This is a genomic window from Streptococcus handemini, from assembly GCF_040984445.1.
GTDB lineage: Bacteria > Bacillota > Bacilli > Lactobacillales > Streptococcaceae > Streptococcus > Streptococcus handemini.
Window position 1 is genome coordinate 12,297 of sequence record NZ_JBFRYH010000012.1, and the last position, 25,937, is coordinate 38,233.

The window sequence follows — 25,937 nt, forward strand, 5'->3', positions numbered from 1 at the left end:
GAAGTCTCGTTTCTAAATATTCTTCTTGCAATCTTTTTATCCAAACCGCCATTGTGTTCATTTCCTTGCCAATTTTAATTAGAGTGTTGATAAAGAAAAAGGCGACTAGCCGCCTTTTTCTTTACCACAAACGATAGTAAAGAAGATACTGAATAAGTGCATTCGTTGCCAACTCTCCTTTTTTTAATGGTACGTATATTATAGCAATACTATCCCTACAAAGTCACATAAATTCTGAAAATTCTGTGATTTAAAAAATAACTGTATGAACTAGTATTTCTAATTTTCTCTACAAAAATCATTGATAATAATGTTGTGTTTGTCACTAACCCGGATGGAATCGATTGATATGGCTCAATTATTTCCATTTCATAACCAATATCATTACGCTTATAGTACCTTCGACAAGAAATTTTTGGTTCGTTCTTCCTTGGTTTCTTCAAAGATTTGTTGCGGCGTTCCGTCTTCTACGACGATGCCGCCGTCCATAAAGATGACACGGTCAGCTACCTCACGAGCAAAACCCATTTCATGTGTCACAATGACCATGGTCATCCCAGATTTTGCCAACTCTTGCATCACGCTTAACACTTCTCCTACCATCTCGGGATCAAGAGCTGAAGTCGGTTCATCAAAGAGCAATACATCTGGATCCATAGCTAGACCACGGGCAATCGCAATCCGCTGCTGCTGACCACCTGATAAGCTCTGCGGATATGCATGGGCCTTGTCCGGCAATCCCACTTTTTCAAGCAAATCATAGGCAATTTTTTCAGCCTCGCTCTTCGCCAATCCCTTGGTCTTAATCGGTGACAGGGTAATATTGTCCAACACCGACATATTGGGGAAAAGATTGAACTGCTGAAAGACCATGCCCATTTTTTCTCTCATCTTAAAAATATCATTTGACTGATCAGTAATATCAACGCCTTCAAAGGTAACCGTCCCCTTGGTCGGTACTTCCAGCAGATTCATGGTTCGCAAGAAGGTTGATTTTCCACTACCAGATGGTCCAATGATGACAACGACCTGGCCCTTCTCAATGTCCAAATCAATCCCTTTTAGCACTTCATTCTTTCCAAATGATTTATGCAGATTTTTAATCGAAATAATCCCCTCATGCATGAGTTTGCCCTCCTTTATTTAATTGTTTCTCAAATACTTGAATGGCTAAGGTCAACACGCTGGTCATCACGAGATAATAAGCAGCCGCAAACAAGAGCGGTGTCAGGGTCAAATAGGTCGTCGCAGCAACGGTTGTCGCACCATTCCACAATTCCATCACACCGATAGTTGACAAGAGGGAGCTATCTTTTAAAATCGTCACAAATTCATTTCCCAAGGCTGGTAAAATATTCTTAATAGCCTGTGGCATAATGACGGATTTCATAGCTTCAAAAGGACGAATTCCTAAGGAATAAGCTGCTTCTAATTGCCCCTTTGGTACAGCGTTAATTCCTGCTCGTACCGTTTCTGACACGTAAGCACCACTGTTCATCGAAATCACGATAATCCCTGGCAACAAGCGTGACAAATCAACAGATAAAATCCCTAATTCAAAAGTCGGTGCTGTAATATTCATCACCGCAAAAGAAATCATGATTTGTACCACCATCGGGGTTCCACGAAAAATCCAAACATAGATATTAGCTAGCCAGGCTAAGGGACGGAATTTACTACGCTGAGCAAAGGCCAGCAAAATTCCAATGATACTCCCAAAGAATACAACTAAAGCTGCAATCAGAAGCGTAACAAGCGCTCCGTAGTTAAAATAGTCCCAATACTTGGGAAGAAACGAAAAATCCATTTAGTTACCTCTTTTCATACTATATGCACTCTATTATATCATTTTTGAATAAAAATGCAATATATTCGTTTAAATATTCAAAGCAATAAAAAAGCACCGTAGTGCTTTTCGAATCTTCGTTAGAATTAGTACAATAATTCGTAAATTTCCATTGCAATCAAGTCGACGCTATCAAACGTATAGGTTTCACGCGCTGCTACATCACGAAGAGTAAAGACTGAACCATTTTCTTCATCAAAGCTATAGGCAACTTCCGCAACCACAACACCATCACGTTCAAAATTCCGTTTTAGTGTGCCACCGTCCGTTGCCATTGCTTCTAAACGATTAATAATTCTTGCCAAATGTGATTCCATATCACTTCTCCTATTTCTAAGTATCTTAATTACAGGAGTATTTTACCATATTTTCATTAAAAAGTCTTGCTTTATCCATTTTTATTCTGACTTTCCTCCAAATTCATTTCAATTTAGGTAGCAGATTCTTGCATTTTAGCGAAATCTTGATATAATAAATGTATATCTGACCTTTATTGACTATTTGATTTTTACAGTGTGAAAGCCCATTTTCCTGTATGATTTCCAACATCTCTAAAGGCAGAATTTCTCACAGAAAAGAGGTTTGCCTATGCTTTGTCATAACTGTAATATCAATGATGCGACCATTCATCTTTATACAAATCTAAATGGAAAACAACAACAAGTGGATCTCTGCCACAACTGTTACCAAATCATGAAGACTGACCCAAATAACGCTATTTTAAAGGGATTAGGTGATCTAGCAAATCCAAATAGTATGGATCCATTTAGCGAATTTTTCAATAATATTGGAGGCGTTCCAGGACATACACCAGCTGGAAAAGCTCGCAATCAAACACCTCCTACCCAAGCAGGCGGTGGCAATCGTGGCAACAATGGCGGTCCAACTCCTCCTCCAAAACAGCCGAATGGCCTCCTAGAAGAATTTGGCATCAACGTCACTGAAATTGCTCGCCGTGGGGATATTGATCCTGTTATCGGTCGAGACGAAGAAATCAAACGTGTTATTGAAATTCTCAACCGTAGGACTAAGAATAATCCTGTCCTAATCGGAGAACCTGGGGTCGGAAAAACAGCCGTTGTCGAAGGTCTGGCTCAAAAAATCGTTGACGGAGATGTGCCACAAAAACTTCAAGGCCGTGAAGTCATTCGACTCGATGTGGTTAGCCTCGTTCAAGGAACGGGTATCCGTGGGCAATTTGAAGAGCGCATGCAAAAACTCATGGAAGAAATCCGCAACCGCAAGGAAATTATTCTCTTTATCGATGAAATCCATGAAATCGTCGGTGCTGGTTCTGCCGGTGACGGCAATATGGACGCAGGCAATATTTTGAAACCTGCCCTTGCTCGGGGAGAAATGCAGCTGGTCGGTGCGACCACACTCAACGAATACCGAATTATCGAAAAAGATGCTGCCCTGGAACGCCGTATGCAGCCTGTCAAGGTGGATGAGCCAAGTGTGGACGAAACCATTACCATTCTAAAAGGTATCCAAAGCAAGTACCAAGACTATCATCATGTCAAATATACTGATGAAGCCATTGAAGCGGCAGCAATTTTATCCAACCGCTACATTCAAGACCGCTTCTTGCCAGACAAGGCTATTGACTTGTTAGATGAGGCTGGTTCGAAGATGAACTTGACTCTGAATTTCGTTGATCCAAAAGAAATCGACCAGCGCTTGATTGATGCTGAAAATCGCAAGGCCCAGGCCACTCGTGATGAAGACTTTGAAAAGGCAGCCTACTACCGCGATCAGATTGCTAAATATAAGGAAATGCAAAAAGCGACAATCAGCGAGGAAGATATTCCTGTCATTACCGAAAAAGAAATTGAAGCCATCATTGAGCAAAAAACCAATATTCCAGTCGGTGATTTGAAGGAAAAAGAACAATCGCAGCTAATCAATCTTGCAAGCGACCTCAAGGCACACGTTATCGGTCAAGACGATGCCGTTGATAAGATTGCCAAAGCCATTCGCCGCAATCGGGTAGGACTTGGTGCACCGAACCGTCCAATTGGAAGCTTCCTTTTCGTTGGACCAACAGGGGTCGGAAAAACCGAGCTATCCAAACAACTCGCCATCGAACTCTTTGGTTCTGCCGATAGTATGATTCGCTTTGATATGTCCGAGTACATGGAAAAACATGCTGTTGCAAAATTAGTCGGTGCTCCTCCAGGCTATGTCGGCTATGAGGAAGCAGGCCAATTAACCGAAAAAGTCCGTCGCAACCCTTACTCGCTCATTCTTCTTGATGAGATTGAAAAAGCCCACCCTGATGTCATGCACATGTTCCTCCAAGTCCTTGATGACGGTCGCTTGACAGACGGCCAAGGTCGCACTGTTAGCTTCAAAGATACCATTATCATCATGACTTCAAATGCCGGAACAGGCAAGGTAGAAGCAAGTGTCGGCTTCGGTGCTGCTATGGAAGGACGGTCCCAGTCTGTTCTCGGTCAATTGAGCAATTTCTTTAGCCCTGAATTTATGAACCGATTTGACGGCATTATTGAATTCCATGCCCTCAGCAAGGAAAATCTCCTTCATATCGTGGACCTCATGCTCCTTGATGTTAATAAGCGCTTGGCAACAACTGGTCTGACACTCCATGTGACCGACAAGGTCAAAGAAAAGTTAGTGGACTTAGGTTATGATCCAAAAATGGGAGCCCGTCCGCTTCGTAGAACCATTCAAGAACATATCGAAGATGCACTGACAGACTTCTATTTGGAACATCCAGAAGAAAAAGATTTACGCGCTGTTCTAACCAGCAAGGGTGCTATTTCAATTAAAGTAAAATAGGCTTTCTTTTTCCTATATTTATGCTATAATTGAAAAAAATCATAGTTGAGGAAGACCAATGACACAGGCAATATTTGGCAAAAAAGAAGCAGGGGTGACCTATCAGAATCGCTACGGCGTCTACGCTGTCATTCCCGATGCAAAAAAAGAGCAGATTATTCTCGTGCAAGCTCCAAACGGTGCTTGGTTTCTCCCAGGAGGAGAGATTGAAGATGGGGAAAATCATTTGAACGCTCTTGAACGCGAATTGATAGAAGAACTGGGATTTACAGCAGAGATTGGTGCTTATTACGGTCAGGCAGATGAATACTTCTACTCACGCCACCGAGATACCTATTACTACAATCCTGCCTATATCTATGAAGTGACCAGCTACCAAGAAATTGGGCAACCGCTAGAAGACTTTAACCACCTAGCGTGGTTTGATATTGAGACAGCCATTGACAAGCTCAAACGAGGTAGCCACAAATGGGGCATTGAGCAGTGGAAATTAGCTCAAAAAGACAAATAAGGCTAGTCAAATCCCACTAAGAGTGCTATAATAAAGGCAAATAATGATTGGAGGTCACGCATGAAGATCATCAATACGACAAACAGCCAAGCACAACTCGTGCAGAATCAATTAGCCAATACCGACGCCTTTCTGGTGGAAACCTATTCTGCTGGAAATACAGACGTGATTTTTACCCAAGCTCCACTTCACTACGAACTCTTAATTAGCAACAAATACCGCGCTATTCAAATGTCAGAACTCAATCAGATTCGTGACTTCTTCCTCAAGCGCAAAATCGATACTACAATGATAAACCAAGCAGCTATCCAAACCATTCATACCGAGCGTTTGGTAGAGATGTCCATTCCGATTGTGAAATAAACAAAATCCTCAGAAAATTATTTCTGAGGATTTTGTTTATCATCTTATTGATGTAATTCTGTGGCTAGTCTCGGTCATCATCAGAAAAGTGACTGTTGAGGCTAGATAATACAGAATGAGGAATGAGAGAAATCACTTTTTCGAAATGATAGTTTCTTTCTCACTCTTTTTTAGTTAGTTTTCTTCAAATCCTTCTGCCACAGCTTCTGGGAAGTTGGCTTCAAGAATGATAGCACAGTGGTTGCAGACTGTTGCTAGGTGCGGATTTGCATGTGTGCCGACACTTGTATCTAGGCGGCGGCAACGTTCACAGACTTCTCCTGCTGCTCGTTCAACTGTAAAGGCTACATCTTCAAAGACTACACTATCTACTGGTGCATCACCTTCTGCAATCGTCACATGAGACACGATGAGGAGCTGTGCGACATCACTATTGATCGTCTCTAATAGCGCTTTTGTTGCCTCATCGGGATAAATCGTCAAGTGAGCTTCGAGAGATTTTCCAATAACTTTGTCAGTACGTGCTTCTTCCAAAGCTTTTTGCGCTTTGCCACGGAAGTCCATAAAGGCTGACCAAGTATCCAAAATTTCAGCTTGATGATCAAAGGTTTGCGCTTCTGGTAATTCCGCTAATTGGACAAAGTCTTCTGCTTCATGTTCAAGGTACGACCAGATTTCCTCTGCTGTATGCGGCAAGATTGGAGTCAAGAGCTTGGTCAATTTAACAAGCATATCATAGAAAACAGTCTGCATTTGACGACGTTCCAATGATTTTGCTCCTTCGATATAGACAACATCTTTGGCGAAATCAAGGTAGAAGGCTGATAAATCAACCGTCACAAAGTTCACAATGGTCTTGTAAATATCCAAGAATTTGAAATCCGCATAGGCTTGACGAATACTTGACACGACTTGATTAAAGCGAAGGGTCATGTATTTGTCCACAGAACGCAATTCCTCATAAGAAACCGTATCTGTTACTGGGACAAAATCAGAAGTATTAGCAATTAAGAAGCGAAGGGTATTACGAATCTTTCGGTAGGTTTCTGAAACTTGACTCAAAATATCCATTGAAATCCGCACATCATTACTTGAATCAACACTGGTTACCCAAAGACGCAGGATTTCTGCACCGAATTGTTTTTCGACATCGCTTGGCAAAATGGTATTCCCAAGAGATTTGGACATTTTCTCACCTTTTCCATCCAAGGCAAACCCTTGTGACAAGATTTGCTTGTAAGGTGCAACACCATTTGCAGCTACCGAGGTAATCAATGAGGAGTTAAACCAGCCACGGTATTGGTCAGAGCCTTCCAAGTACAAGTCTGCTGGGTAGCTCAATTCTGGGCGGGTATTTACGACCCCATTCCATGATGAACCCGAATCAAACCAAACATCCATGATGTCTGTTTCCTTGGTAAAGTGACCATTTGGAGAAGCTGGATGCGTAAAGCCTTCTGGCAAGAGGTCCTTAGCCTCACGCTCCCACCAGATAATTGATCCATGCTCAGCAAAAAGCTCTGCGACATGTTCAATTGTTTCTTCTGTCATGATTGGCGTTCCATCTTCTGCATAGAAGATTGGAAGTGGCACACCCCAAGCACGTTGACGCGAAATCACCCAATCACCACGGTCACGAATCATATTGTAAAGACGAACCTTGCCCCATTCTGAATGGAAGGTTACTTTGTCGATCTCATCAAGAATTTCCTGACGGAATTTTGATACAGAGGCAAACCACTGTGGTACAGCACGCCAGATGATTGGTTTTTTCGTCCGCCAGTCAAATGGGTAGGAGTGGGAGATTTCTTCTTGGGCAAGCAGTAAATTGCCTAGTTTTTCAATAACAGTTGGAACAACTTTTTCATAGAATTTACCTTCAAAGTCTGGACCAGCATTTTCTGTCATAAGTCCACGTTCGTTGACGGTTACAGCAACTTCCAAGCCATATTTGATCCCAACATTGTAGTCATCCTCACCAAACCCTGGGGCTGTATGGACAACCCCTGTACCTGAATCAAGGGTAACATGATCACCATTCATGACCAATTCATCATGCTCTGCATCCCATGGGTGTTCAGTCACAATTCGATCTAATTCTTGCCCTTTATAGCTAGCAACAACTTGTGGATTTTCCCAACCAAAGCGTTCTGCTAAGCTAGCCAGTAATTCTCCTGCAACAAGGAATTTACGGTCGTCATTTGCTGGTTTCACCACTACGTATTCAAAATCAGGACCAACTGTCAATCCACGAGAAGCGGTAATGGTAAACGGTGTGGTTGTCCAAACGACGATATAGGTATTTGTATCCAAGATTCCCTTCCCGTCTTTGACACGGTTGGCATAATAGAGAGAAGTCGATACCAAGTCATGGTATTCGATTTCTGCTTCTGCTAGGGCTGACTCAGAGGACCATGACCAATAGACAGGCTTAGCACCACGATAGATGTAGCCTTTCTTGGCCATTTCACCAAAAACACGGATTTGCGCCGCCTCATAATCTGGTGTCAAGGTGACATAAGGATTGTCCCAGTCTCCAGATACACCTAAGCGTTTGAAATCCTCCCGTTGCTTATCCACTTGGCTAAGGGCATAATCACGGCACATCTTGAGGTAGTCAACCAAGTCCATTTCCTTGCGTTTCACTCCTTGTTTGGCCAAGACTTGCTCGATTGGTAAACCATGTGTATCCCAACCTGGAATGTAGGGTGCGTAGAAGCCAGACATGGATTTTGAGCGCACAATGATGTCTTTTGAAATCTTGTTCATAGCATGTCCAACATGGATATTTCCATTGGCATAAGGAGGGCCATCATGCAAGACAAAGTGCGGTTTGCCTTCGTTTAATGCTTGACGCTTTTTGTAAAGTTCTGCCTCTTCCCATTCTTTTTGCCAAACTGGTTCTTTGGTTGGCAAGCCTGCACGCATTGGAAAAGCTGTTTTTCCAAGATTTAAGGTATCTTTTAATTTCATAAGTTCTCCTTTATTTGATGTCTAATTTCATTATTATTTCATTCTTGGATAAACCCACAGAATGAAAGCCTAACCGTTCTAATATGCTCCGCATACGATGATTACCGACAACATAGCTTACCAAAATATGACGATAAGCCGGATCTGCTTTTGCTCGCCGAATGACCCATTTCAGGGCCTCTTTTCCATAACCTCGATTCTGATAGGCTTGGTCAATCATCAGGCGCCAAATCAAGTATTCCTGCTTCTCTTTGCATAATAAGAGAAAACCAACCACCTTATCTCCTGCAAAAATCGCCAAGGGCTCAACCTGATTCTTGTCCCGATAAAGCCAAGCCTGAGCCAGCGAATACAGGTTGGAAGCCAGCAGTCGTTCGTCCTTCGGACAAACTGATAACTGAATAACGGCTTCAAATGTCGTTTCATCTACTAATTTTAATGTCATCATAACACTTTACGCTCATCAAACGGCTTGATTAACTAATTTTCGTTCAATATAACCACAAAAAAACTCCCGCCAAAAAGGACGAAAGCTCGTGGTACCACCTTAGTTCAGATAGGCAAGCTGCCCATCCCTCTGTTGCTCGTTAACGGAAGCAAGCCGTTTTCCCCTACTATATTTCAAGGAAAATATTATAGAATGATAATAAGATACAAAGGGAGTGCAGGTCTTCCACCATCACCTACTCGCTAAACCTATTTCTATCTTACCGTATTTCTACTAATCTTCACTATTAAAATCAATTGAAACGCCAAGTGAATTTTGTTGGCTCAATGCTGCTTGCTCTAGTGCCTCCGCCTGTTGGGCTAGTTCAGCCATTTCTTCAGCTGAAAGTTGACGTGTCATATCAAAGTCCTCTTCCACCATCTCTACTTTTTCACCTAGAGCAGTTTCTAAGACTTCGCGGAAAGCCTCATCACTGGTTTGAAGATAAGAGGCTGTCGGACGAAGAATTTCTTCCCATTCTGGCGAATCAATCAATGAAAGCTGACTTTCAACAGTCGATTTTAGACGCTGATGGAAGACACGAGTTTTATTTTTTAATTCCTCTGTTTCAACTGCTACCTTTTTCGCATTATCGGTGGCCAATCGAAGGATTTCATTTGCTTTGTTGCGTGCTTCATTAACCAATGCTTGTGCATCGTATTCTGCTTGTTTCGCAATATTAGAAGCCTGATCGCTAGCCGCAATCTTCACTTTTTCAGCTGTATCCTGCGCTAAAATAACCGATTGACTAAGCGACTCTTTTAGCTCATCAAAGTAGGCAAGTCGATCTTTTAGGGTTTTAATTTCCATTTCTTGCTCATGATTTTTACGAACCAATTCTTCGTAATCCTCCGTCACAATATCTAAAAACTCATCTACTTCTTCTGGATCATATCCTCTAAATTTTGTACCAAATGTTTTATCTTTTAGTTCTAATGATGTAAGCACCATGTCTTCCTACTTTCTAATGACTTCTATTTCTAATTTCAATTTACCTTGTTTTGAATAGCCTACTTCTTCTTTGATACACACTCGTCCATACCCTCGGACACTGATGAGTTGACCAATGTCAACCTCTCGTCCTACTTGAGTAACCGACTGATAATCTAGTTTAACCTGTCTTGCTTCAATTAACTTACTTGCACTTGCCCGTGACATCTGAAAGGCTACGGAAATCAGCTTATCCAAACGCAAACTAGACACTAAAATCTGTTTTCGTTTAGATTCCTGTTTTTCCTGTTTGCTAACCACTTCCCATTTTCGCTCTTTCCAAGAAACAGGTATCCGCCCTATCTTGGCAACCTCTGACTGCAAGAGTGGGAGAAACTTCCTATCCAACAATACCAAGGTTTGCTCTTCACCCACCAGGATATCTCCTAGATATTCTCGCTTAATACCTAAACGATGCAAGAGAGTTCCTAAAACTTGGGAATGAGTCAGTTCGTGATACTTTCTTGGATAGCATATTTCTACTACTGCCAACTCAAAATCGGTCACATCCAGCTGATAATAGTCTGGGGCAATAATACCACGTGAAAACTCAGTTTCTAGTACTTCTTGGCTAGAAAAATAAGCGAGTTGAAAATGAGCTGCAATAGAAGCCGCAATCTGATTTTGCCTAGGATTCAAGAAACGTGTTAAACGGTATGAGTAGGTCACATCTACTTGATGGCACAAATCAATCATTTGCTCAACGAAGTCTTTTTCCTCAGTTGAAAAATGTTGAAATAACTGCTTCATTTTCATATACCTTATAAAAATAAGGGAAGCAAACCAATCAGTATCCGCTCCAGAACATTCAGCAAGAAGGCCACAACCACAATTGTCCAATCGAGACCCAAAAACTGCAACTTCAACTTGCGAAAAGGAGTCAGTACTGGCTGAGCAAGCCAAGATAGAGTACGCCCTATAAAGGTATCGTATAAGTCTGGTATCCAACTTAAAATTGCATACCCAAATAATACATAGGAATAAATCTCAAGTGCTTTCAGCAGTATAAAAATGACAGCTGCCATAAGCTCCTACCGTTTCATATCAAAATCAAATTGTGCTTCCTGCCCTTGGCTAAAATTCGATGACCGAAGTTCTTCGATATTCACCATTACATTCACAGGGGTCAGCAGCCACATCGTGTTAGAGACTTTTTTTAAATTTCCTGCCACAACGGAACGAGCACCATCTAAATAATCCAGACAGCGACGTGCTTGCATTTCTGACATATACTGGAAATCTATCAAAATACTGGCATTATCCAATAAAAGATTCACAATTTCCGGTGCGTCTTCATATTTCTTCGGAAACTTAATATCAATCATTGTTCTTTCAGATTGTTTGTCACCTACTGAAGATAATTCTTGCCGACGCTGACTCGAGTATTGGACATTCTCCTTCGAAGCTCCTTGGTGAGAACGGCTTAGCTGTGGTTGCCCTGATGGAGCATTTTCTGCCTCTCTCACTGGTGCCACCCTCATCTTGGGTACCTCGTTTGACAGTTCATACTCCTCTTGCTCTGGAGTATCGTCTACTTCAAAATAGTTAATAATGTTTTTAAATGTATCTTTAAAAGCCACGTTTTTCTTCCTTACTTAAAAAATGCTGTTCCAATACGGATAAAGGTTGCTCCACACTGAATCGCTTCTTCAAAATCACCACTCATTCCCATACTTAATTCTGTAAATGGCATATGTGGGAGATGACGGCTGGCTAACTCCTGTTGCAAGTCTTGTGCCGTTGAAAAAATCTGCACTAGCTCAGCTTGACTAGCTTCGAAGGGGGCCATGGTCATCAATCCCACGACTTCTACCTTATCCAACAAAAGCAATTCTTCAAGCACCTCATCTATTTCTTCAATTAAAAAACCATGCTTGCTTTCCTCCTTTGAAATATTGACTTGAAGGAAGCATTTTATGGGCTTTTCAGCACGTTTTTGGATTTCCTGTGCTAATCTAATAGAATCTAGAGCATGAAAATAATCAACATAGTTGATGACATCTTTTACTTTCCTTCTCTGCAAACTTCCAATCAAGTGCCATGTCAATTTTTCATCAGCTAGAGCATGATATTTCTCGAGGAATTTATCTACCCGATTTTCACCGATATGTTCAATACCTGTTTTTACCAATTCTTTAGCAATAGAGCTGTCAACATATTTGGTGACAGCTATAACATTGACTAAATCTTGAGAACGATGCACATTTTTCTTAGCCAACTCAACAGCAGTAAAGACGGCATCTTTATTATGTTGAAACATCATTTTAACGATTTCTAAAGAATGGCGGAGTATCTAACTCATCTTCATCGTCATCCATTGCAAATTTCTCAACTGAAACTGTTGAATGATTCGTTGTCTCAGTTGGCCGAAGAATATTTTCTCTACGTAAATCCCACTCACCAAAGGCAGAAGCTTTTGGTGTCTCTGTATAAGATGCAGATGGATTGTCATAGTGAGCTGTTCTTGGACGACTCGCTGGTGTGTAATCTACACGAGCACGAGTTGCTTTTTCAGAACCCTCCTGACGAACACCTGTAGCAACCACCGTCACACGGATTTCATCTTTCATCGTTTCATCAATCGATGTTCCAAGCCAGATATTGACACCTTGACCAGCAGCTTGATGAACGATTTCAGATGCTTCCTCAGCTTCTGTCAAGGTCATATCATAACCACCTGTTACATTGACAATAACATCATCTGCCCCATCAATGGTTGTTTCAAGGAGTGGTGAATAAATAGCCTTACGAGCTGCTTCAACAACACGCTCTTCCCCAGAACCAATACCAATTCCCATAAGGGCGTTCCCTTTGTTTTCCATTACCGTCTTCACATCCGCAAAGTCCAAGTTAATCAAACCAGGATTGGTAATTAAATCTGTAATTCCTTGTACCCCTTGGCGAAGGACATTATCTGCTTCACTAAGAGCTTCTAGAAGTGGCGTTTTCTTATCTACGATTTCAAGAAGATTGTTGTTTGAGATAATCAATAATGTATCGACTTGCTCACGAAGACCTTCAATTCCTTCAACCGCAAACGTACCACGTTTGTTACCTTCGAAACCAAATGGACGAGTCACAACTGCAACCGTCAAGGCTCCCAAACCTTTTGCGATGCGGGCAATAACCGGTGCAGCTCCTGTACCAGAGCCACCACCCATACCTGCTGTGATGAAGACCATATCTGCACCTGTCAATACATTGGTAAGAGCTTCTTCGCTTTCTTCAGCAGCTTTACGGCCAACTTCAGGTTGACCTCCAGCACCGAGTCCACGAGTTAATTTTGGCCCCAACTGAATAACGGTCTCTGCCTTTGAACTGCTAAGCGCTTGGACATCTGTGTTTGCAGCGATAAATTCGACCCCTGAAACACCTTCTTCAATCATACGGTTGATGGCGTTACCACCACCTCCGCCAACACCAATAACTTTAATGACAGCGCCATGAGCTGCTGCTGCTTCAAATGAAAATGTCATAGTTTATTACCTTTTCTCTTTTCCTTATTCAAACATGCTACCAAACAAACCACGAATGCGATCCGTAATCTTCGCCTTTGGCTCATCTTGTTCCACTTCTTCTGAGTAAGGAACAAAACTTCTATCTTCCACAGGTTCACTGCTTGTTTCTGGCACAACTTCCCGCTGAACTGGCTGAACGATTGGACGAACTCTTGGTAAATCCATTGGGACTTCCACTGGTTTTTGACGAAGAGTTGCTTCTCCATTTACAGCTGCTTGTGCAATCATCTCTACTTCGTCCAAGTTTCCGACATACTCAACAATACTAATGACATGGGCAAAGGCTGGATTACGAATACCAATTTGATTTGGCACATACAATTTTGTATTGATACCAAACACCTCTTGAGCAAGTTCAGTAATTCCCGGAAGGACTGCTACACCACCAACTAGAACAATTCCTCCTGGTAAATCTAAGGCACGTGTACGCTCTAAATCTTGACGAACTCGCGCAAAGATTTGCCGGAGACGTGCAGAAATCACTTCAGAAAGGTAGCGTTCGGTTACCTCAACTGGAGAAGATTCACCGATAACCTCAACCATGAATTTTTCTTTTTCAGTTGCTTCTTGCGGATAGGCAATTCCGTAGTTGAATTTTAGATTCTCCGCAATACTTTGAGAAGTTGTTAATACCTTCGAGATATCTTTGGTGATATAATCGCCACCTTCTTGATAGATATTGGTATATTGCAATTCCTGACCGCGCATCACTGCCACAGTCGTTTGACCGCCACCAAGATCAATCACGATTGCACCAAACTCTTTCTCACCCTCATTTAAGACCGAACGAGTGAGAGCAAGTGGCGAAATAACAATATTCTCAACCTGAACACCTGCACGTTCTACTGTTTTTCGAAGATTATGCAAAATCGTACGTGGTCCGGTATACAACATTCCGCGCATCTCCAAGCGAATTCCCATCATACCACGAGGGTCTTTGATACCTTGGAATCCGTCTACCACAAACTCTTCTGGTATAAAGGAAATCACTTCACGCTCTGGCGTCATACTCTTTGTCAAAGCTGATTTTACAACGTTTTGAACATCCACATCCGTAATTTCTTGAGAATCTGTTGTAACAGGGATCATCCCTTGAGTAGGCTCAATCTGCAACAGATTTGCTGGTAGGGCCACGTTGACCTTGTCAATTCGAATGCCTGCCTTTTCCTCTGCTTGAGCAATCGCTGTCTTGATTGCATTGGCCGCTACATCAATATTTACAATGATGCCATCTTTTACACCTGAGCTCTTGACATTACTCACGCCAATCACATTCATCTCGCCTTCAACATACTCAGCCACCAAGACTTTAACGGAGCTTGTACCGATATCTAATCCCGTAAAAAAGCCATTTCTAGCCATCCCATCAGTCCTCTCTTACTTCTCAAACTTTTAAAAATTTTTATTTCAAGTTTTTTAAATATAATTATTCACTCTTCATTATACCATACAACATTAGAAAATGGACATTAGAAAAGCTTTTTTCTTTTATTTTTTTCTAAATAGCATAGCTAAAAATACCAACTTCCATGTCGATCATACTTGGCACAGAAAGTTGCTGTGCCATTTTAGAATAGTAGGGCAATTTTCGTTTAATTTCAGATAGTGGTACCAGGATCTTATGACCATCGTACATCGTCAGTGTCAATAAATCCGCAGTTGATTTACTTGGTGTTAAATCAATCGATTGGATAGTTGTTGTGATGGCTTGGTCAACAGTTGCCAATTGCAGGGCAAGCTCTTTTATCAGGTCGTGGTCCTTCAGGTGAATCAAGGTATATTCTTCAGGCAGTTCTTCCTCTGGAACCGATATTTCTGAAATATTGCCACTAGCTAACACAAGTCGATACGCATTCTTTTCCTTCAAGTAACCGACCTCCTCGTATTCTTCAACTTCAATCGTAAAACGATTGGGAAACTGAAATGCAATCGTATCTGACTTGACCAAGTTGCTACTGCTCTTGATATTTTGTTCAATCTGTCCCCGCGATAAAAGAGTAGTCAGCGCATAGTCCTTATTCGAAATCTGACTATAGTTCAGTACGTCTTTGGCCGACAAGCGCTTAGCCCCAACGACTTCTATTTTTTTCTCCTTACTCAACGGGCTGATAAAATAGCTGGATAATAGGATTCCTGCTAAGGCCAAAAAGAGAATAGGTAGACTTTTTAAAACAGCCTCTCTCGAAATTGGATTGCGATCCTTTTTCGCATGAGAAATGACAGCCTGCATAGATGGAGGGGATGATTCATTCTTCGAATGAGTCGAAAGAATCGGCTTTCTTACCTTCCTTTTCGATTTTTTTTCATCGCATACCGTCGTCTTCTCTGAATCAGATGTCCCGAGTTCCTCTGCAGCTCCCTCTTTTTGACTCGCCAAATAAGCCTGATGCCGTTCCTTCCATTGGACAAGAAAATCACTTTCTGTCTCGGTATCAAGTGTTTGCTCTTTTTCTTCGATTTCCACGACTTCTTGTGGAGTATCTTTGACTTCTTCCAAAGAGTCCTTTTCCGTCATTTTATGCCTTTCTATCTATATCGGCTTGTAAGAGCTGATAAAAATGGTCAATAGTTTGAATCTCGCTTGAATCAGCCATTCGCTTTATATAGCCTTCTTTTTCTTGGAATAATTGCTCAACAACGCTCACTAGGCTATCCACTGTCAATTCGCTTTCATCTAGCTGTTTTGCATAGCCTTTTTCTTCAAAATAACGAGCATTTTCAAGCTGATCCCCACGACTTGCTTGACGCCCTAGTGGGACAATCAGGTGAAGTTTTTGCATGGCAACCAATTCAAAAATCGTGTTTGAGCCGCCACGAGTAATCACAAGATCTGCTTCATTCATCAGGGGCTGATATAAATCTGTCACATAATCTACTCGATACAGTCTCGGTACCAGTTGATTGAGACTGGCATCACCGGTCAAATTGATAATATTATAGTGGGCTGTTAGGGCTTCTTTATGTTGGCTAACGAGGTCATTAAAAACCTTGGCACCGCCTGAACCACCTATGAAAAGCAGGGTTGGTAAATGCTCATCAAATTGACTCAGAATTTCTGGCAGTTGAATAGGGGTCACATTGGTGGTAGACGCCACTTTGGTAACAGCTCCTACATGCTTGACCTTTGCTAAATCAGCACTTTGTTCAAAGGTACTGTACATGGTGGTTGCAAATTTATAGGCAATTTTATTGGCCAAGCCCATTGATAAGTCTGACTCGTGAATAAAGACTGGAATACCGAGTATACGCGCCGCAATCACAGGCGGAACAGACACAAAACCACCCTTTGAAAAAAGAGCTTGTGGACGAATAGATAGTAAAACAGCGATAGATTGCACAATTCCCCAGACGACTTTAAAGACATCTAGGAGATTTTGCCAGGAAAAATACCGGCGCAATTTCCCCGTTGCAATTCCGTGAAACTGAACATCTAGCCCAGACTGGATGAGTTGTTGATACTCAATTCCCTTGCGGTCGCCAATGTAATGAACTTCCCATCCGTCCTTGAGAAATCGTGGAATCAACAGGAGGTTCAAGGTCACATGACCAACTGTTCCACCTCCTGTAAAGACTATTTTTTTCATTTCTTATTTCTTTCCCTTCAATTCCTCGATAGTATCTAGGAAGCTATCTCCACGAACTTCAAAATTGGCATACATATCCCAGCTCGCATTGGCAGGACTAAGCAGGACAACATCACCTGCTGTGGCTACTTGATAGGCCTTGCGCGTTGCATCTGCCACATCTTGTGCATCTGTATACGATACTCCAGCCTTATCCGCTGCTCGTTTCACACGAGGGGCAGATTCACCTAAGATGATCATGTGCTTTAAGCCCACTAAATCAGGTACCAATTCATCAAATTCATTCCCACGATCAAGCCCCCCTGCAATCAGGATAATCTGTTGATTATCAAAACCAGATAAGGCCTTTTGTGTCGCTAAAATATTAGTTGATTTACTGTCGTTGTAGAAGGTTACTCCCTCTAGCTGGCCAGCATGTTGCAAGCGGTGTTTCACACCTCCAAAGGCTGATAAGGCTTCTTTAATCGCTTGATTATCAATTCCCATGAGTTTAGCTACTGCGAGGGTCGCAAGAGCATTTTCCACATTATGGCTACCTGGAACACCAATTTCTCTAGCAGCCATAATCTGTTCACCTTTAAAATAGAGCTGACCGTCTGACAGATAAGCCCCGTCAACGACCCCTTGAGTCGAAATGGGAATCACCTGTGCCTTGGTTTTACTAGCCAACGAAGCCACAATTTCCTGATTCATATTGAGCACAAGAAAATCGTCTGCTGTCATCTGTTTTTGAATCCGCCATTTGGCAGCCACATACTCTTCAAAAGAACCATGATAGTCAATATGGGTTGGCATTAAATTCGTGATGACTGCAATATGAGGCCGAAATGCTTCTATTCCCATGAGTTGGAAAGAAGATAATTCCATGACCAAAACATCCTCTTTAGTCGCTTCTTGGGTAACAGATGAGGCTGGAAAACCGATATTCCCGCAAAGTTTGGCGGATTGTTGACCGTGGTTAAGAACTTCCGCAATCATGGTTGTTGTTGTTGTTTTACCATTTGAACCCGTAATACCGATAATTGGAGCTTCTGAAATAAGATAGGCCAACTCTACTTCTGTCCAAACTGGAATGCCTTTTCGAAGGGCTTTAGTTACCATAGGATTATCATAGCGAATTCCTGGATTTTTCACGACAAGAGCGAAATCTTCTTCCAACAATTCCAAGGGATGGCTACCACAAATCACCCGAATACCTGCTTCTAATAGGGCTTGGGCTGTAGGATTCTCCTCAAATGGCTTGCCGTCATTGACAGTGACAATTGCGCCCAATCTGTCCAACAAACGTGCTGCTGCCTCACCCGATTTGGCAAGTCCTAGCACTAAAACTTTTTTATTTTCAAATTCTTTTATCTGTTGCATCTTGATACCATACTTTCTATACCTAGCCTATCTATTTTACCTTGAATGCGCTTCTTTTTCAAGTGAAAGTGAAAAAGAAAAGAGGCTAGGAAACAATTCCCAACCTCCTCGTTTTATAATGGAAAGATTCTACCGCAAACCATCTACCGATACCGGTAGGGTTTTCTCTTTGTGCGCACTATTTTTTCCGTCTTATCCAGAAGATAAATATCGCGCATGGCCCACAGACCTATGACAACCATGCCAATCACCAACCACATTTCTGGCGGAGATTGCAGAACTTGCAAGAATCCTAGTAACAAAGTAATCAAGAGTCCTACAACTAGAAATACCGCTCCTACCACATTCATGGTTCCTTTGATATTGCTTGGCGCCGCAAAAAGGTAGAATAGCACCAACATAATGGCAACAATCAGATAAAACATAGGCTTAGCCCTCTTCGGCTGCTAATTTTTTCTTCTTAGCGGCTTTGTCACGTTCCGCTTTATTTAAAATTTGTTTGCGTAGACGGATTGATTCTGGTGTCACTTCCATGTACTCATCATCGTTCAAGAATTCAAGGGATTCTTCCAAGGTCAAGATGCGCGGTGTTTTAATCACAGCTGTTTGGTCCTTGGTCGCTGAGCGGACGTTGGTCATGGCTTTGGCTGTCGTGATGTTCACTGTTAAGTCGTTTTCACGAGAGTTTTCCCCGATAATCATTCCCTCATATACTTCTGTACCTGGGTTGACGAAAATCGTTCCACGTTCTTCAATCCGCATGATAGAGTAAGTGGTTGCCTTTCCGGCATCAATCGAAACCAAGGCTCCGCGGTGACGACCACCGATTTCACCTGGAACGACTGGAAGGTATTGGTCGAAGGTATGGTTCATGATTCCGTATCCGCGAGTCATTGAAAGGAACTCTGTTGAATATCCAATCAAACCACGAGCTGGAACAAGGAAGACCAAGCGTGTCTGACCATTTCCTGTTGCCTGCATATCAAGCATTTCACCCTTGCGCTCAGAAAGGCTTTGGATAACAGACCCTTGGTATTCTTCAGGAGTGTCGATTTGCACACGCTCAAATGGTTCCATTTTCACGCCATCCACTTCCTTGATGATGACTTCTGGACGTGATACTTGAAGCTCATAGCCTTCACGACGCATGGTTTCAATCAAGATAGACAAGTGCAATTCACCACGGCCTGATACTGTCCATTTATCTGGTGAGTCTGTTGCATCAACCCGAAGCGATACGTCTGTTTGCAACTCTGCTAAAAGACGCTCTTCGACCTTACGAGAGGTGATCCATTTTCCTTCACGACCTGCAAATGGTGAGTTGTTGACAAGGAAAGTCATCTGAAGGGTTGGCTCATCAATACGAAGCACTGGTAGGGGCTCAATGGCATCAGTTGGTGTTACTGTTTCACCAACGAAGATGTCTTCCATACCAGAAACGGCAATTAAATCACCAGCTTTTGCTTCTTGGATTTCCTTGCGTTCAAGACCGAAGAATCCAAAGAGTTTTGTCACGCGGAAGTTTTTCGTCGTGCCATCTAATTTTGAAAGGGTTACTTGGTCACCAACTTTCACCGTTCCACGGAATACACGTCCGATACCGATACGACCAACGAAATCATTATAGTCCAAAAGTGACACTTGGAATTGCAAGGGTTCATCTGAGTTGTCTACTGGCGCTGGAATATGTTCGATAATGGTATCAAAAATTGGCGCCATTGTTTCTTCTTGGTCTGCTGGATCATCAGAAAGAGATGAGGTTCCATTTATTGCTGATGCGTATACGACTGGGAATTCCAATTGATCATCGTCTGCACCCAACTCAATAAATAGTTCCAAGACTTCATCGACTACTTCTGCAGGGCGAGCTGATGGTTTGTCAATCTTATTCACCACAACGATTGGTATCAAGTTTTGCTCCAAGGCTTTTTTCAATACAAAACGAGTTTGTGGCATGGTTCCTTCATAGGCATCGACCACAAGGACAACCCCGTCAACCATTTTCATAATCCGCTCTACTTCTCCACCGAAGTCCGCGTGTCCTGGTGTATCCATGATGTTGATACGAGTACCGTTGTAAGCAACTGCTGTATTTTTTGCAAGAATGGTAATTCCACGCTCTTTTTCAATATCGTTTGAATCCATCGCGCGCTCATCCAACTGCGTACGCTCATCAAGCGTTTGCGATTGTTTTAGCAATTCATCAACCAAGGTTGTCTTCCCGTGGTCAACGTGAGCGATGATCGCGACATTACGAATATCATTTCTTAAATTTGTCATATCTGCCTCTACTTTGTTTAGTTTAACTAAAAAAGTATATCATATATCTCCACAAAAAGCACCGATAAGCTGATTGTAAATGTTTTCAGAGAGGGATTTGAAAGAAATAAGAATTCTCATGAAATAAAAAGAAAGAGAGGTTCGCCCCTCTCTTTCAAAACAGTAATATGTTAACTAGATTATATTTTAGATAACGCCACTAATTCTTCCATCAATTGCGAGTAGTCTACCCTGCTATAATCAGTAACATCTATCTCATACAATTTCCCTAATGAAAAGTCATTATACTGTCGTGCCTCGATAATATCCCAAAACCCTTGCTTAGTAATTAACTCATCTGCCTGAGTTCTATCCTGCAACGTATCACCATAACGATAATGGCTCATCAAGAAACTCAAATGACGACTGTCATCCAAATCTCGTTGAATCCTTCTTTGCCAAAGAACTTCAAAATCAGCAACTAAACGAATTGTGAGGACATGATAATTGTACCTTTCAGATAGCTTCTCAAAATATGGTTTTTGCTTATACGAAAATGGATATTCTGTCACGATAAATTGTTTGCCAACCCTCATATACACTTCCAGTGCTTGATAATACAGTTGCCAAACTTGCTGCTCCAACTCCTTTTTTTCCTGTGCTGTCGAAAAGCCAACACTATCAGCCATATCTTGTTTGAATTCATCTGGTGAAACTGTGTAAGTTTGGGGAAGTACCTTACATATCAAACTATTTAAATAGCTTTTTCCTGTAGCTGGTGGTCCAGCTAAAAGAATCAAATATTTCTCCATACATTACTCCATCATGATAGGCTGATAACTATTTAGAAATAGGTTCATTTTGTGTTTGACGATGTCTTTTACTTTTTGGTTGGCTGGAATAACATTATATCGGAGAGATTTATTGACTGTGGTTTCTCCAAAAGAATGCTTCGCTTCCTGCGTCCAATTCACAAGTAATTCTGTCCCAACGTTAAATTTTCGAATCCCATTATTGATTAGTTCAGGATAATCTTCTTCTTTCACACCTGTACCACCATGAATCACGAGGGGAACATCTACTACTTTGTGAATTTCTTTAAGAAGAGGAATATTCACTTCTGTTTTGGATTTGAATTGCCCATGATTCGTTCCAATTGCTACTGCCAAGGCATCAACTCCTGTCTCTTGCACAAAGAAAACTGCATCTTCTGGTCTAGTATAAACCTTGTCATCTTCTGCAACAGAAATCCCTTCCTCGGTTCCACCAATTGTGCCAAGTTCGCCCTCTACAGAAACACCGCAAGCATGGGCATAGTCGACAACTAATTTTGTCTTTTCGATGTTTTCCTTAAATGGTAAATGAGAACCATCAAACATAATACTTGAATAACCAGCAGCAATGGCATCTTTAATTGCATCCACATCTCTTGCATGATCCAAATGCAATGCGACATCTACCATGTGTGTCTCCGCTAATGTCTTCACAACAGCCACAATGACTTCGTAGCCAATATATTTTGCCGTATCAATACTTGTTTGAATGATGATGGGTGCCCCTACTTCTTTCGCTCCTCGAATCATGTCGGGAAGCATTTCTAGATTATGCATATTAAAAGCACCAATAGCCATATTTAATTTACTGGCTATTTCTGTTACTTCTTTTAGAGTCTTGTACATAAAATTCTCCTATCTTGTCAATGTTAATTTCTTGGCGATATTTCTCATATCATCCATTTTACTCATGTAGTAATCAATGGCCTCATTATCTTTATTACGAGCTGCTTCTGCTCTCTTTTGATTATACAGACTCATCAATTGTTTATAACCAGCTCCCATCGTTAACTTTAATGCCAAGCTACTTTCTAAAGCCTGGATAGCCTCTTCAACTTCTTCCAACTTTGCCTGCAATAAACCTACTTCCTCATAAAGCTGTGCCCTCTGATTAATCTCAAGTTTATCGCCTGCCAATTGTTTATTGAAATCAGCAATTTTCTCACGTAATAAAGCCACTTCTTCAACACTCAAGATGTTCTGGGAAATTTCCTCTTTTTTCTGAGACTCTTTTTTCTTAAAAAATGAAAACATGCCCACTTACCTCCTCAGATAGCTATCTAAATATTCAGCATTTTCAATAGTGGACTAAATAACCACGCATACAATAGAGCTGCTGCTACCGTATCAACATCTGTTGCAGTTGCATTGACAAAACCAAGCTGACCAAATGCAGTCACTAAAAGGGCTGGCAAAAGAGTAATAAAGAATCCATGAGCGATACCACCAATAATCGCTCCTCTACGACCTCCTACAGCGTTTCCGAAAATCCCCGCCGTACCACCTGCAAAGAAATTGGTTAACATGCCTGGCAAAATAGTCGCCAGACCAAATAATGGAAGAGTGACCATTGCAATTAGCGTCCCAATTGTAGTCGTAATAAACCCTAGAATAACAGCGTTTGGTGAATAAGGGAAAAATACAGGACAATCAAGTGCAGGAATGGCATCTGGTACAAGTTTCATCGCAATTCCTCGGAAGGCTGGTACAATCTCAGCTAACAAAAGACGCACACCTGATAAAAGAATATACACACCTACTACAAATTGAATAGATTGTAAGAATGCAAACATGATATGGTTTTGACTACCTGTATCAACGATTCCAGGCCCTGCAATAGCAGCTGTAACGAGATACAGTGGTACCATTACTACCATTACAGATAAATATGTATCCTGTAAAAAATCAAATGCTTTCGGTAACTGAATATCTTCGATTGATTTTTTATTTTCTCCGTGCTCTCCAAATAATTTCGCTACTCCTGCTTCAAACAAATAGCCAATTGTACAGAAATGCCCTAACGCAATATCATTTGAACCTGTTACTTTCCGAATAATTGGTTGGGCGATAGCTGGCATAGCGATTGCAAAGAATCCACCAACCATTCCACCGACAATAATCAACACAAATCCACGTAAACCAGCAAAGTAGCCAAAGACAGTTGTCATCGTAGCCATCCAAAGAATAGCTTGACCAGTGAGGAAGATATATTTCCACTTCGTTAGACGGGCAAATACAATATTGAAAATAAAGATTGCTAAGAAGGTTAAAGCAATATCACTTCCTAAACCAAGATCATTCATAGCTTGACCATTGATAGCTTCAATCGAAGGAACAATCCCCCGTGTGTGGAAAGCAGCTTTAAAAATATCACCAAAATAAAGCAAACTACCTACAATAACACTGGAACCAGCACTCAAAACTTGGAAACCAAGCAACGTTTTTAACGTTCCAGAAATAACCTGACCAAGGGACTTCTTTTGTAGTACTAGCCCTAACATCGCAATCAATGCGATTGTGATAGAGGCTTGAGTTAAAATATTGTTAATAATAAAGTTTACAATTTGCATCGTTCTTCTCCTTTATTCAATCACTTGTTTTTCGCGCAATATAGGTATTAATTTTTCTTCAATTTCTTTTGAAGAAACGATATTTTTCAAATAAATAATCGCAGTTTTTTCCTCATCAATTGAAAATGTCTCAAATTGTTTTTGGAAATTCTGTGCTGTGATAATAACATCTGGTTGGACAGATGCTGCTGTTGAAATATCAACATGGTCTAATTTGGCATTGACATTGTACTGATTTAATACATCCTCCGCAGCCATCTGAGCAGCAAAACTAGACCCTAGTCCTGCTCCACATACAAATAAAATTGTGATCGGACGTCCCATCATTCTTCCTCCTTATATGAATGAAATAAAATTTGTTTAACAGTTTCAATATGTCTCGCTCGGGAAAGTTGCTCGATTTTATCAGTATGACGAATTAAATTCACCAAACTTTTCATAATATTTAAATGTGAAAATGCATCAACTGCAGACAAACAGAAGATTACGGATACTTGTTGTTCTTCTTCTGGTCCAAAATAGACTGGCTTTTCAAAAACAGCAACACTTAATCCTAATTCATTTGCTCCATCTTGCGGTCTAGCATGAGCTAAGGCTAGATGCGGTCCTATAACAATATATGGACCATATTCTGACACACTATTGATCATAGCTGATACATAATTTTGTGTAATAATTGATTTGTCCAATAACGGTTGTCCAACTAGCTTTATAGCATCTGGCCAATCATATTCTTTCGTCACAACTTGAATGCTATCATCTGTTAAAATATCTTGTATCATAGGCTGTACCTCTCTTATATTTATCGTTAAATCATATTCTTTAAATAGCTGGCTTAGCGTCAGATAATAATTTGTATCAATGTCTCCTATTTGCCCAACAATGTGAAGTAACTCTTGAAACATAACTGTATAATCATTACGCTTATGAATAACTCGTCTAGCTTCAGAATGTTCTGCTAAGAAGTGAAGAATGCGCACCTTTGTACTTTCCTGTATTAAAGAATCTACAATTAGAAGTGGCTTTTGAGTATAGGTAATTTCTACTGTGGAAAAAACCAGATCCACATCCAATTTATCCACAATTGCCAATTCCTTAGAACTTAAAACTGCGAAAACTTCAATATTAAAAAATTCTCTTAAATTCTCTGATAGTAATTTTCCAGTTGCGACACCATGATTACAAATCACAACTGCTCGATACCTGATATACTCCCCATATAGTAGACAGTGAAAAAACCAAAATTCACTAGACACTATAAGGGGAGTTTTCACATGTCCAAAAGAAGTCCAAAATCAGTAGAAGAAAAGTTAGAAATTGTTTGCTTATTACTTCACCAAGAACAGTCGCTTACCCAACTTAGTAAACACTATCAGGTCGATCATCAAACAATCCAGTCTTGGAAAATGAAATATGAGGAGTTCGGTATCGACGGTCTTAAGGAGAGTCGAACTTGGAAACACTATTCGTCTGAGTTAAAAGAACAAGCTGTTCAAGACTATCTAGCTGGTAAAGGTTCCTTAAGAGATATCTGTTCAAACTATCATATCTCTGACCCTTATGTTCTCAGAAGCTGGATAAAACGGTATACTAGTGGTAAAGAATTAACATCCACAAGTAAAGGATATAGCCGTATGAACAAAGGACGCAAGACCACATTTGAAGAACGTCTGGAGATTGTCACCTTCACGATCGCTCATGAAAAAGACTACCAAGCAGCTATTGAGAAGTTTGACATCTCCTATCAACAGGTGTATTCATGGGTACGGAAGTTTGAGAATGAGGGAGCTCAAGGATTGGTGGATCGTAGAGGAAAAGGACTAGAAAGCAAGCCAAATC

At 41.1% G+C, this 25,937-nt stretch carries 27 protein-coding genes; 4 read left to right on the forward strand and 23 right to left on the reverse strand.

Annotated elements, in window-relative coordinates; genetic code table 11:
- Positions 1-390: 390 nt before the first annotated feature.
- From ABPH35_RS03080 to ABPH35_RS03090, 3 genes are all read right to left on the reverse strand, one after another.
- Complete coding sequence (locus ABPH35_RS03080) at positions 391-1,125, reverse strand: amino acid ABC transporter ATP-binding protein (RefSeq protein ID WP_349988215.1); 735 nt, start codon at positions 1,123-1,125, stop codon at positions 391-393.
- Positions 1,118-1,807: an amino acid ABC transporter permease gene (locus ABPH35_RS03085; RefSeq protein WP_349988216.1), complete on the reverse strand. Its 690-nt coding sequence runs from the start codon at positions 1,805-1,807 to the stop codon at positions 1,118-1,120. Before ABPH35_RS03085 ends, ABPH35_RS03080 begins: the two co-directional genes overlap by 8 nt.
- 125 nt (positions 1,808-1,932) lie before the next feature.
- Complete coding sequence (locus ABPH35_RS03090; protein ID WP_349988217.1) at positions 1,933-2,163, reverse strand: DUF1797 family protein; 231 nt, start codon at positions 2,161-2,163, stop codon at positions 1,933-1,935.
- Between the two features lie 271 nt (positions 2,164-2,434).
- Here ABPH35_RS03090 and ABPH35_RS03095 point away from each other — a divergent pair, with 271 nt between their 5' ends.
- From ABPH35_RS03095 to ABPH35_RS03105, 3 genes are read left to right on the forward strand one after another with little or no spacing between them, the layout of a single operon-like run.
- Positions 2,435-4,648, forward strand: coding sequence for an ATP-dependent Clp protease ATP-binding subunit (locus ABPH35_RS03095; protein ID WP_349988218.1), 2,214 nt, complete (start codon positions 2,435-2,437; stop codon positions 4,646-4,648).
- Between the two features lie 58 nt (positions 4,649-4,706).
- The gene (locus ABPH35_RS03100) at positions 4,707-5,159 is read left to right on the forward strand and encodes an NUDIX hydrolase (RefSeq protein ID WP_349988219.1); all 453 of its coding nucleotides are present in this window, start codon (positions 4,707-4,709) and stop codon (positions 5,157-5,159) included.
- 60 nt (positions 5,160-5,219) lie between these two features.
- Positions 5,220-5,522 carry a DUF1827 family protein gene (locus ABPH35_RS03105; protein ID WP_349988220.1) on the forward strand — a complete coding sequence of 101 codons (303 nt, stop codon included), beginning with the start codon at positions 5,220-5,222 and terminating at the stop codon, positions 5,520-5,522.
- 174 nt (positions 5,523-5,696) lie between these two features.
- Here the strand turns inward: ABPH35_RS03105 and ileS are convergent, their stop codons facing one another.
- The 20 genes from ileS to ABPH35_RS03205 all read right to left on the reverse strand — a co-directional run bounded on the left by ileS (position 5,697) and on the right by ABPH35_RS03205 (position 25,288).
- Positions 5,697-8,495, reverse strand: coding sequence for an isoleucine--tRNA ligase (gene ileS / locus ABPH35_RS03110; protein ID WP_349988221.1), 2,799 nt, complete (start codon positions 8,493-8,495; stop codon positions 5,697-5,699).
- Positions 8,496-8,505: 10 nt separating this feature from the next.
- A complete protein-coding gene (locus tag ABPH35_RS03115; RefSeq protein WP_349988222.1) occupies positions 8,506-8,943 on the reverse strand; it encodes a GNAT family N-acetyltransferase in 438 nt (145 codons plus the stop codon).
- A 273-nt stretch (positions 8,944-9,216) separates the two neighbouring features.
- The gene (locus tag ABPH35_RS03120) at positions 9,217-9,933 is read right to left on the reverse strand and encodes a DivIVA domain-containing protein (protein WP_349988223.1); all 717 of its coding nucleotides are present in this window, start codon (positions 9,931-9,933) and stop codon (positions 9,217-9,219) included.
- Between the two features lie 6 nt (positions 9,934-9,939).
- Entirely contained in the window at positions 9,940-10,722 is a 783-nt protein-coding gene (locus tag ABPH35_RS03125; RefSeq protein ID WP_349988224.1) for a YlmH family RNA-binding protein, read from the reverse strand.
- An 11-nt stretch (positions 10,723-10,733) separates the two neighbouring features.
- Positions 10,734-10,997 (reverse strand): YggT family protein, encoded by a 264-nt coding sequence (locus ABPH35_RS03130; protein ID WP_349988225.1) that lies wholly within the window; start codon positions 10,995-10,997, stop codon positions 10,734-10,736.
- Positions 10,998-11,003: 6 nt separating this feature from the next.
- The gene (gene sepF, locus ABPH35_RS03135; RefSeq protein WP_349988226.1) at positions 11,004-11,552 is read right to left on the reverse strand and encodes a cell division protein SepF; all 549 of its coding nucleotides are present in this window, start codon (positions 11,550-11,552) and stop codon (positions 11,004-11,006) included.
- 11 nt (positions 11,553-11,563) lie between these two features.
- Positions 11,564-12,235, reverse strand: coding sequence for a YggS family pyridoxal phosphate-dependent enzyme (locus ABPH35_RS03140; RefSeq protein WP_349988227.1), 672 nt, complete (start codon positions 12,233-12,235; stop codon positions 11,564-11,566).
- A 1-nt stretch (position 12,236) separates the two neighbouring features.
- Positions 12,237-13,448 (reverse strand): cell division protein FtsZ, encoded by a 1,212-nt coding sequence (ftsZ, locus tag ABPH35_RS03145; RefSeq protein ID WP_349988228.1) that lies wholly within the window; start codon positions 13,446-13,448, stop codon positions 12,237-12,239.
- Positions 13,449-13,472: 24 nt separating this feature from the next.
- The gene (gene ftsA / locus ABPH35_RS03150; RefSeq protein WP_349988229.1) at positions 13,473-14,852 is read right to left on the reverse strand and encodes a cell division protein FtsA; all 1,380 of its coding nucleotides are present in this window, start codon (positions 14,850-14,852) and stop codon (positions 13,473-13,475) included.
- A 136-nt stretch (positions 14,853-14,988) separates the two neighbouring features.
- Complete coding sequence (locus ABPH35_RS03155) at positions 14,989-16,005, reverse strand: cell division protein FtsQ/DivIB (protein WP_349988230.1); 1,017 nt, start codon at positions 16,003-16,005, stop codon at positions 14,989-14,991.
- 1 nt (position 16,006) lies between these two features.
- Positions 16,007-17,074, reverse strand: a complete 1,068-nt coding sequence (locus tag ABPH35_RS03160) for a UDP-N-acetylglucosamine--N-acetylmuramyl-(pentapeptide) pyrophosphoryl-undecaprenol N-acetylglucosamine transferase (protein WP_349988231.1) — start codon at positions 17,072-17,074, stop codon at positions 16,007-16,009.
- A 3-nt stretch (positions 17,075-17,077) separates the two neighbouring features.
- Entirely contained in the window at positions 17,078-18,436 is a 1,359-nt protein-coding gene (gene murD / locus ABPH35_RS03165; protein WP_349988232.1) for a UDP-N-acetylmuramoyl-L-alanine--D-glutamate ligase, read from the reverse strand.
- Between the two features lie 143 nt (positions 18,437-18,579).
- Positions 18,580-18,861 carry a DUF3165 family protein gene (locus ABPH35_RS03170; RefSeq protein ID WP_349988233.1) on the reverse strand — a complete coding sequence of 94 codons (282 nt, stop codon included), beginning with the start codon at positions 18,859-18,861 and terminating at the stop codon, positions 18,580-18,582.
- A gap of 4 nt (positions 18,862-18,865) precedes the next feature.
- Entirely contained in the window at positions 18,866-20,716 is a 1,851-nt protein-coding gene (gene typA, locus ABPH35_RS03175) for a translational GTPase TypA (RefSeq protein ID WP_349988234.1), read from the reverse strand.
- A 179-nt stretch (positions 20,717-20,895) separates the two neighbouring features.
- Positions 20,896-21,507 (reverse strand): AAA family ATPase, encoded by a 612-nt coding sequence (locus tag ABPH35_RS03180; RefSeq protein WP_349988235.1) that lies wholly within the window; start codon positions 21,505-21,507, stop codon positions 20,896-20,898.
- A gap of 3 nt (positions 21,508-21,510) precedes the next feature.
- The gene (locus tag ABPH35_RS03185; protein WP_349988236.1) at positions 21,511-22,374 is read right to left on the reverse strand and encodes a class II fructose-bisphosphate aldolase; all 864 of its coding nucleotides are present in this window, start codon (positions 22,372-22,374) and stop codon (positions 21,511-21,513) included.
- 9 nt (positions 22,375-22,383) lie between these two features.
- Positions 22,384-22,782: a tetratricopeptide repeat protein gene (locus tag ABPH35_RS03190; RefSeq protein ID WP_349988237.1), complete on the reverse strand. Its 399-nt coding sequence runs from the start codon at positions 22,780-22,782 to the stop codon at positions 22,384-22,386.
- Positions 22,783-22,808: 26 nt separating this feature from the next.
- Positions 22,809-24,098, reverse strand: a complete 1,290-nt coding sequence (locus ABPH35_RS03195; RefSeq protein ID WP_349988238.1) for a PTS sugar transporter subunit IIC — start codon at positions 24,096-24,098, stop codon at positions 22,809-22,811.
- 12 nt (positions 24,099-24,110) lie between these two features.
- Positions 24,111-24,422: a PTS sugar transporter subunit IIB gene (locus tag ABPH35_RS03200; RefSeq protein ID WP_349988241.1), complete on the reverse strand. Its 312-nt coding sequence runs from the start codon at positions 24,420-24,422 to the stop codon at positions 24,111-24,113.
- On the reverse strand, positions 24,422-25,288 hold the full coding sequence (locus tag ABPH35_RS03205) for a PTS sugar transporter subunit IIA (RefSeq protein ID WP_368849591.1): 867 nt from the start codon (positions 25,286-25,288) through the stop codon (positions 24,422-24,424). The genes ABPH35_RS03200 and ABPH35_RS03205 overlap by 1 nt, the downstream gene beginning before the upstream one ends.
- An 84-nt stretch (positions 25,289-25,372) precedes the next feature.
- On the opposite strand from ABPH35_RS03205, the gene ABPH35_RS03210 reads away from it, so the two are divergent.
- The coding region (locus ABPH35_RS03210; protein ID WP_368849592.1) for a transposase at positions 25,373-25,937 on the forward strand (565 nt) is incomplete at its 3' end.

Bases quoted from the DNA above. Each gene is read 5' to 3' on its own strand.
- ABPH35_RS03190 (WP_349988237.1), bottom strand. From the start codon at position 22,782: ATGTTTTCATTTTTTAAGAAAAAAGAGTCTCAGAAAAAAGAGGAAATT.
- ABPH35_RS03125 (WP_349988224.1), bottom strand. From the start codon at position 10,722: ATGAAGCAGTTATTTCAACATTTTTCAACTGAGGAAAAAGACTTCGTT.
- ABPH35_RS03180 (WP_349988235.1), bottom strand. From the start codon at position 21,507: ATGGAGAAATATTTGATTCTTTTAGCTGGACCACCAGCTACAGGAAAA.
- ileS (WP_349988221.1), bottom strand. From the start codon at position 8,495: ATGAAATTAAAAGATACCTTAAATCTTGGAAAAACAGCTTTTCCAATG.
- ABPH35_RS03100 (WP_349988219.1), top strand. From the start codon at position 4,707: ATGACACAGGCAATATTTGGCAAAAAAGAAGCAGGGGTGACCTATCAG.
- ABPH35_RS03115 (WP_349988222.1), bottom strand. From the start codon at position 8,943: ATGATGACATTAAAATTAGTAGATGAAACGACATTTGAAGCCGTTATT.
- ABPH35_RS03195 (WP_349988238.1), bottom strand. From the start codon at position 24,098: ATGCAAATTGTAAACTTTATTATTAACAATATTTTAACTCAAGCCTCT.
- ABPH35_RS03095 (WP_349988218.1), top strand. From the start codon at position 2,435: ATGCTTTGTCATAACTGTAATATCAATGATGCGACCATTCATCTTTAT.
- ABPH35_RS03130 (WP_349988225.1), bottom strand. From the start codon at position 10,997: ATGGCAGCTGTCATTTTTATACTGCTGAAAGCACTTGAGATTTATTCC.
- ABPH35_RS03105 (WP_349988220.1), top strand. From the start codon at position 5,220: ATGAAGATCATCAATACGACAAACAGCCAAGCACAACTCGTGCAGAAT.
- ABPH35_RS03080 (WP_349988215.1), bottom strand. From the start codon at position 1,125: ATGCATGAGGGGATTATTTCGATTAAAAATCTGCATAAATCATTTGGA.
- ABPH35_RS03170 (WP_349988233.1), bottom strand. From the start codon at position 18,861: ATGTTTTATCTGATTGTTGCCATTATGTTGGTGCTATTCTACCTTTTT.
- ABPH35_RS03200 (WP_349988241.1), bottom strand. From the start codon at position 24,422: ATGGGACGTCCGATCACAATTTTATTTGTATGTGGAGCAGGACTAGGG.
- ABPH35_RS03120 (WP_349988223.1), bottom strand. From the start codon at position 9,933: ATGGTGCTTACATCATTAGAACTAAAAGATAAAACATTTGGTACAAAA.
- ftsA (WP_349988229.1), bottom strand. From the start codon at position 14,852: ATGGCTAGAAATGGCTTTTTTACGGGATTAGATATCGGTACAAGCTCC.
- murD (WP_349988232.1), bottom strand. From the start codon at position 18,436: ATGCAACAGATAAAAGAATTTGAAAATAAAAAAGTTTTAGTGCTAGGA.
- ftsZ (WP_349988228.1), bottom strand. From the start codon at position 13,448: ATGACATTTTCATTTGAAGCAGCAGCAGCTCATGGCGCTGTCATTAAA.
- ABPH35_RS03160 (WP_349988231.1), bottom strand. From the start codon at position 17,074: ATGAAAAAAATAGTCTTTACAGGAGGTGGAACAGTTGGTCATGTGACC.
- ABPH35_RS03090 (WP_349988217.1), bottom strand. From the start codon at position 2,163: ATGGAATCACATTTGGCAAGAATTATTAATCGTTTAGAAGCAATGGCA.
- ABPH35_RS03155 (WP_349988230.1), bottom strand. From the start codon at position 16,005: ATGACGGAAAAGGACTCTTTGGAAGAAGTCAAAGATACTCCACAAGAA.
- typA (WP_349988234.1), bottom strand. From the start codon at position 20,716: ATGACAAATTTAAGAAATGATATTCGTAATGTCGCGATCATCGCTCAC.
- ABPH35_RS03140 (WP_349988227.1), bottom strand. From the start codon at position 12,235: ATGATGTTTCAACATAATAAAGATGCCGTCTTTACTGCTGTTGAGTTG.
- ABPH35_RS03185 (WP_349988236.1), bottom strand. From the start codon at position 22,374: ATGTACAAGACTCTAAAAGAAGTAACAGAAATAGCCAGTAAATTAAAT.
- ABPH35_RS03085 (WP_349988216.1), bottom strand. From the start codon at position 1,807: ATGGATTTTTCGTTTCTTCCCAAGTATTGGGACTATTTTAACTACGGA.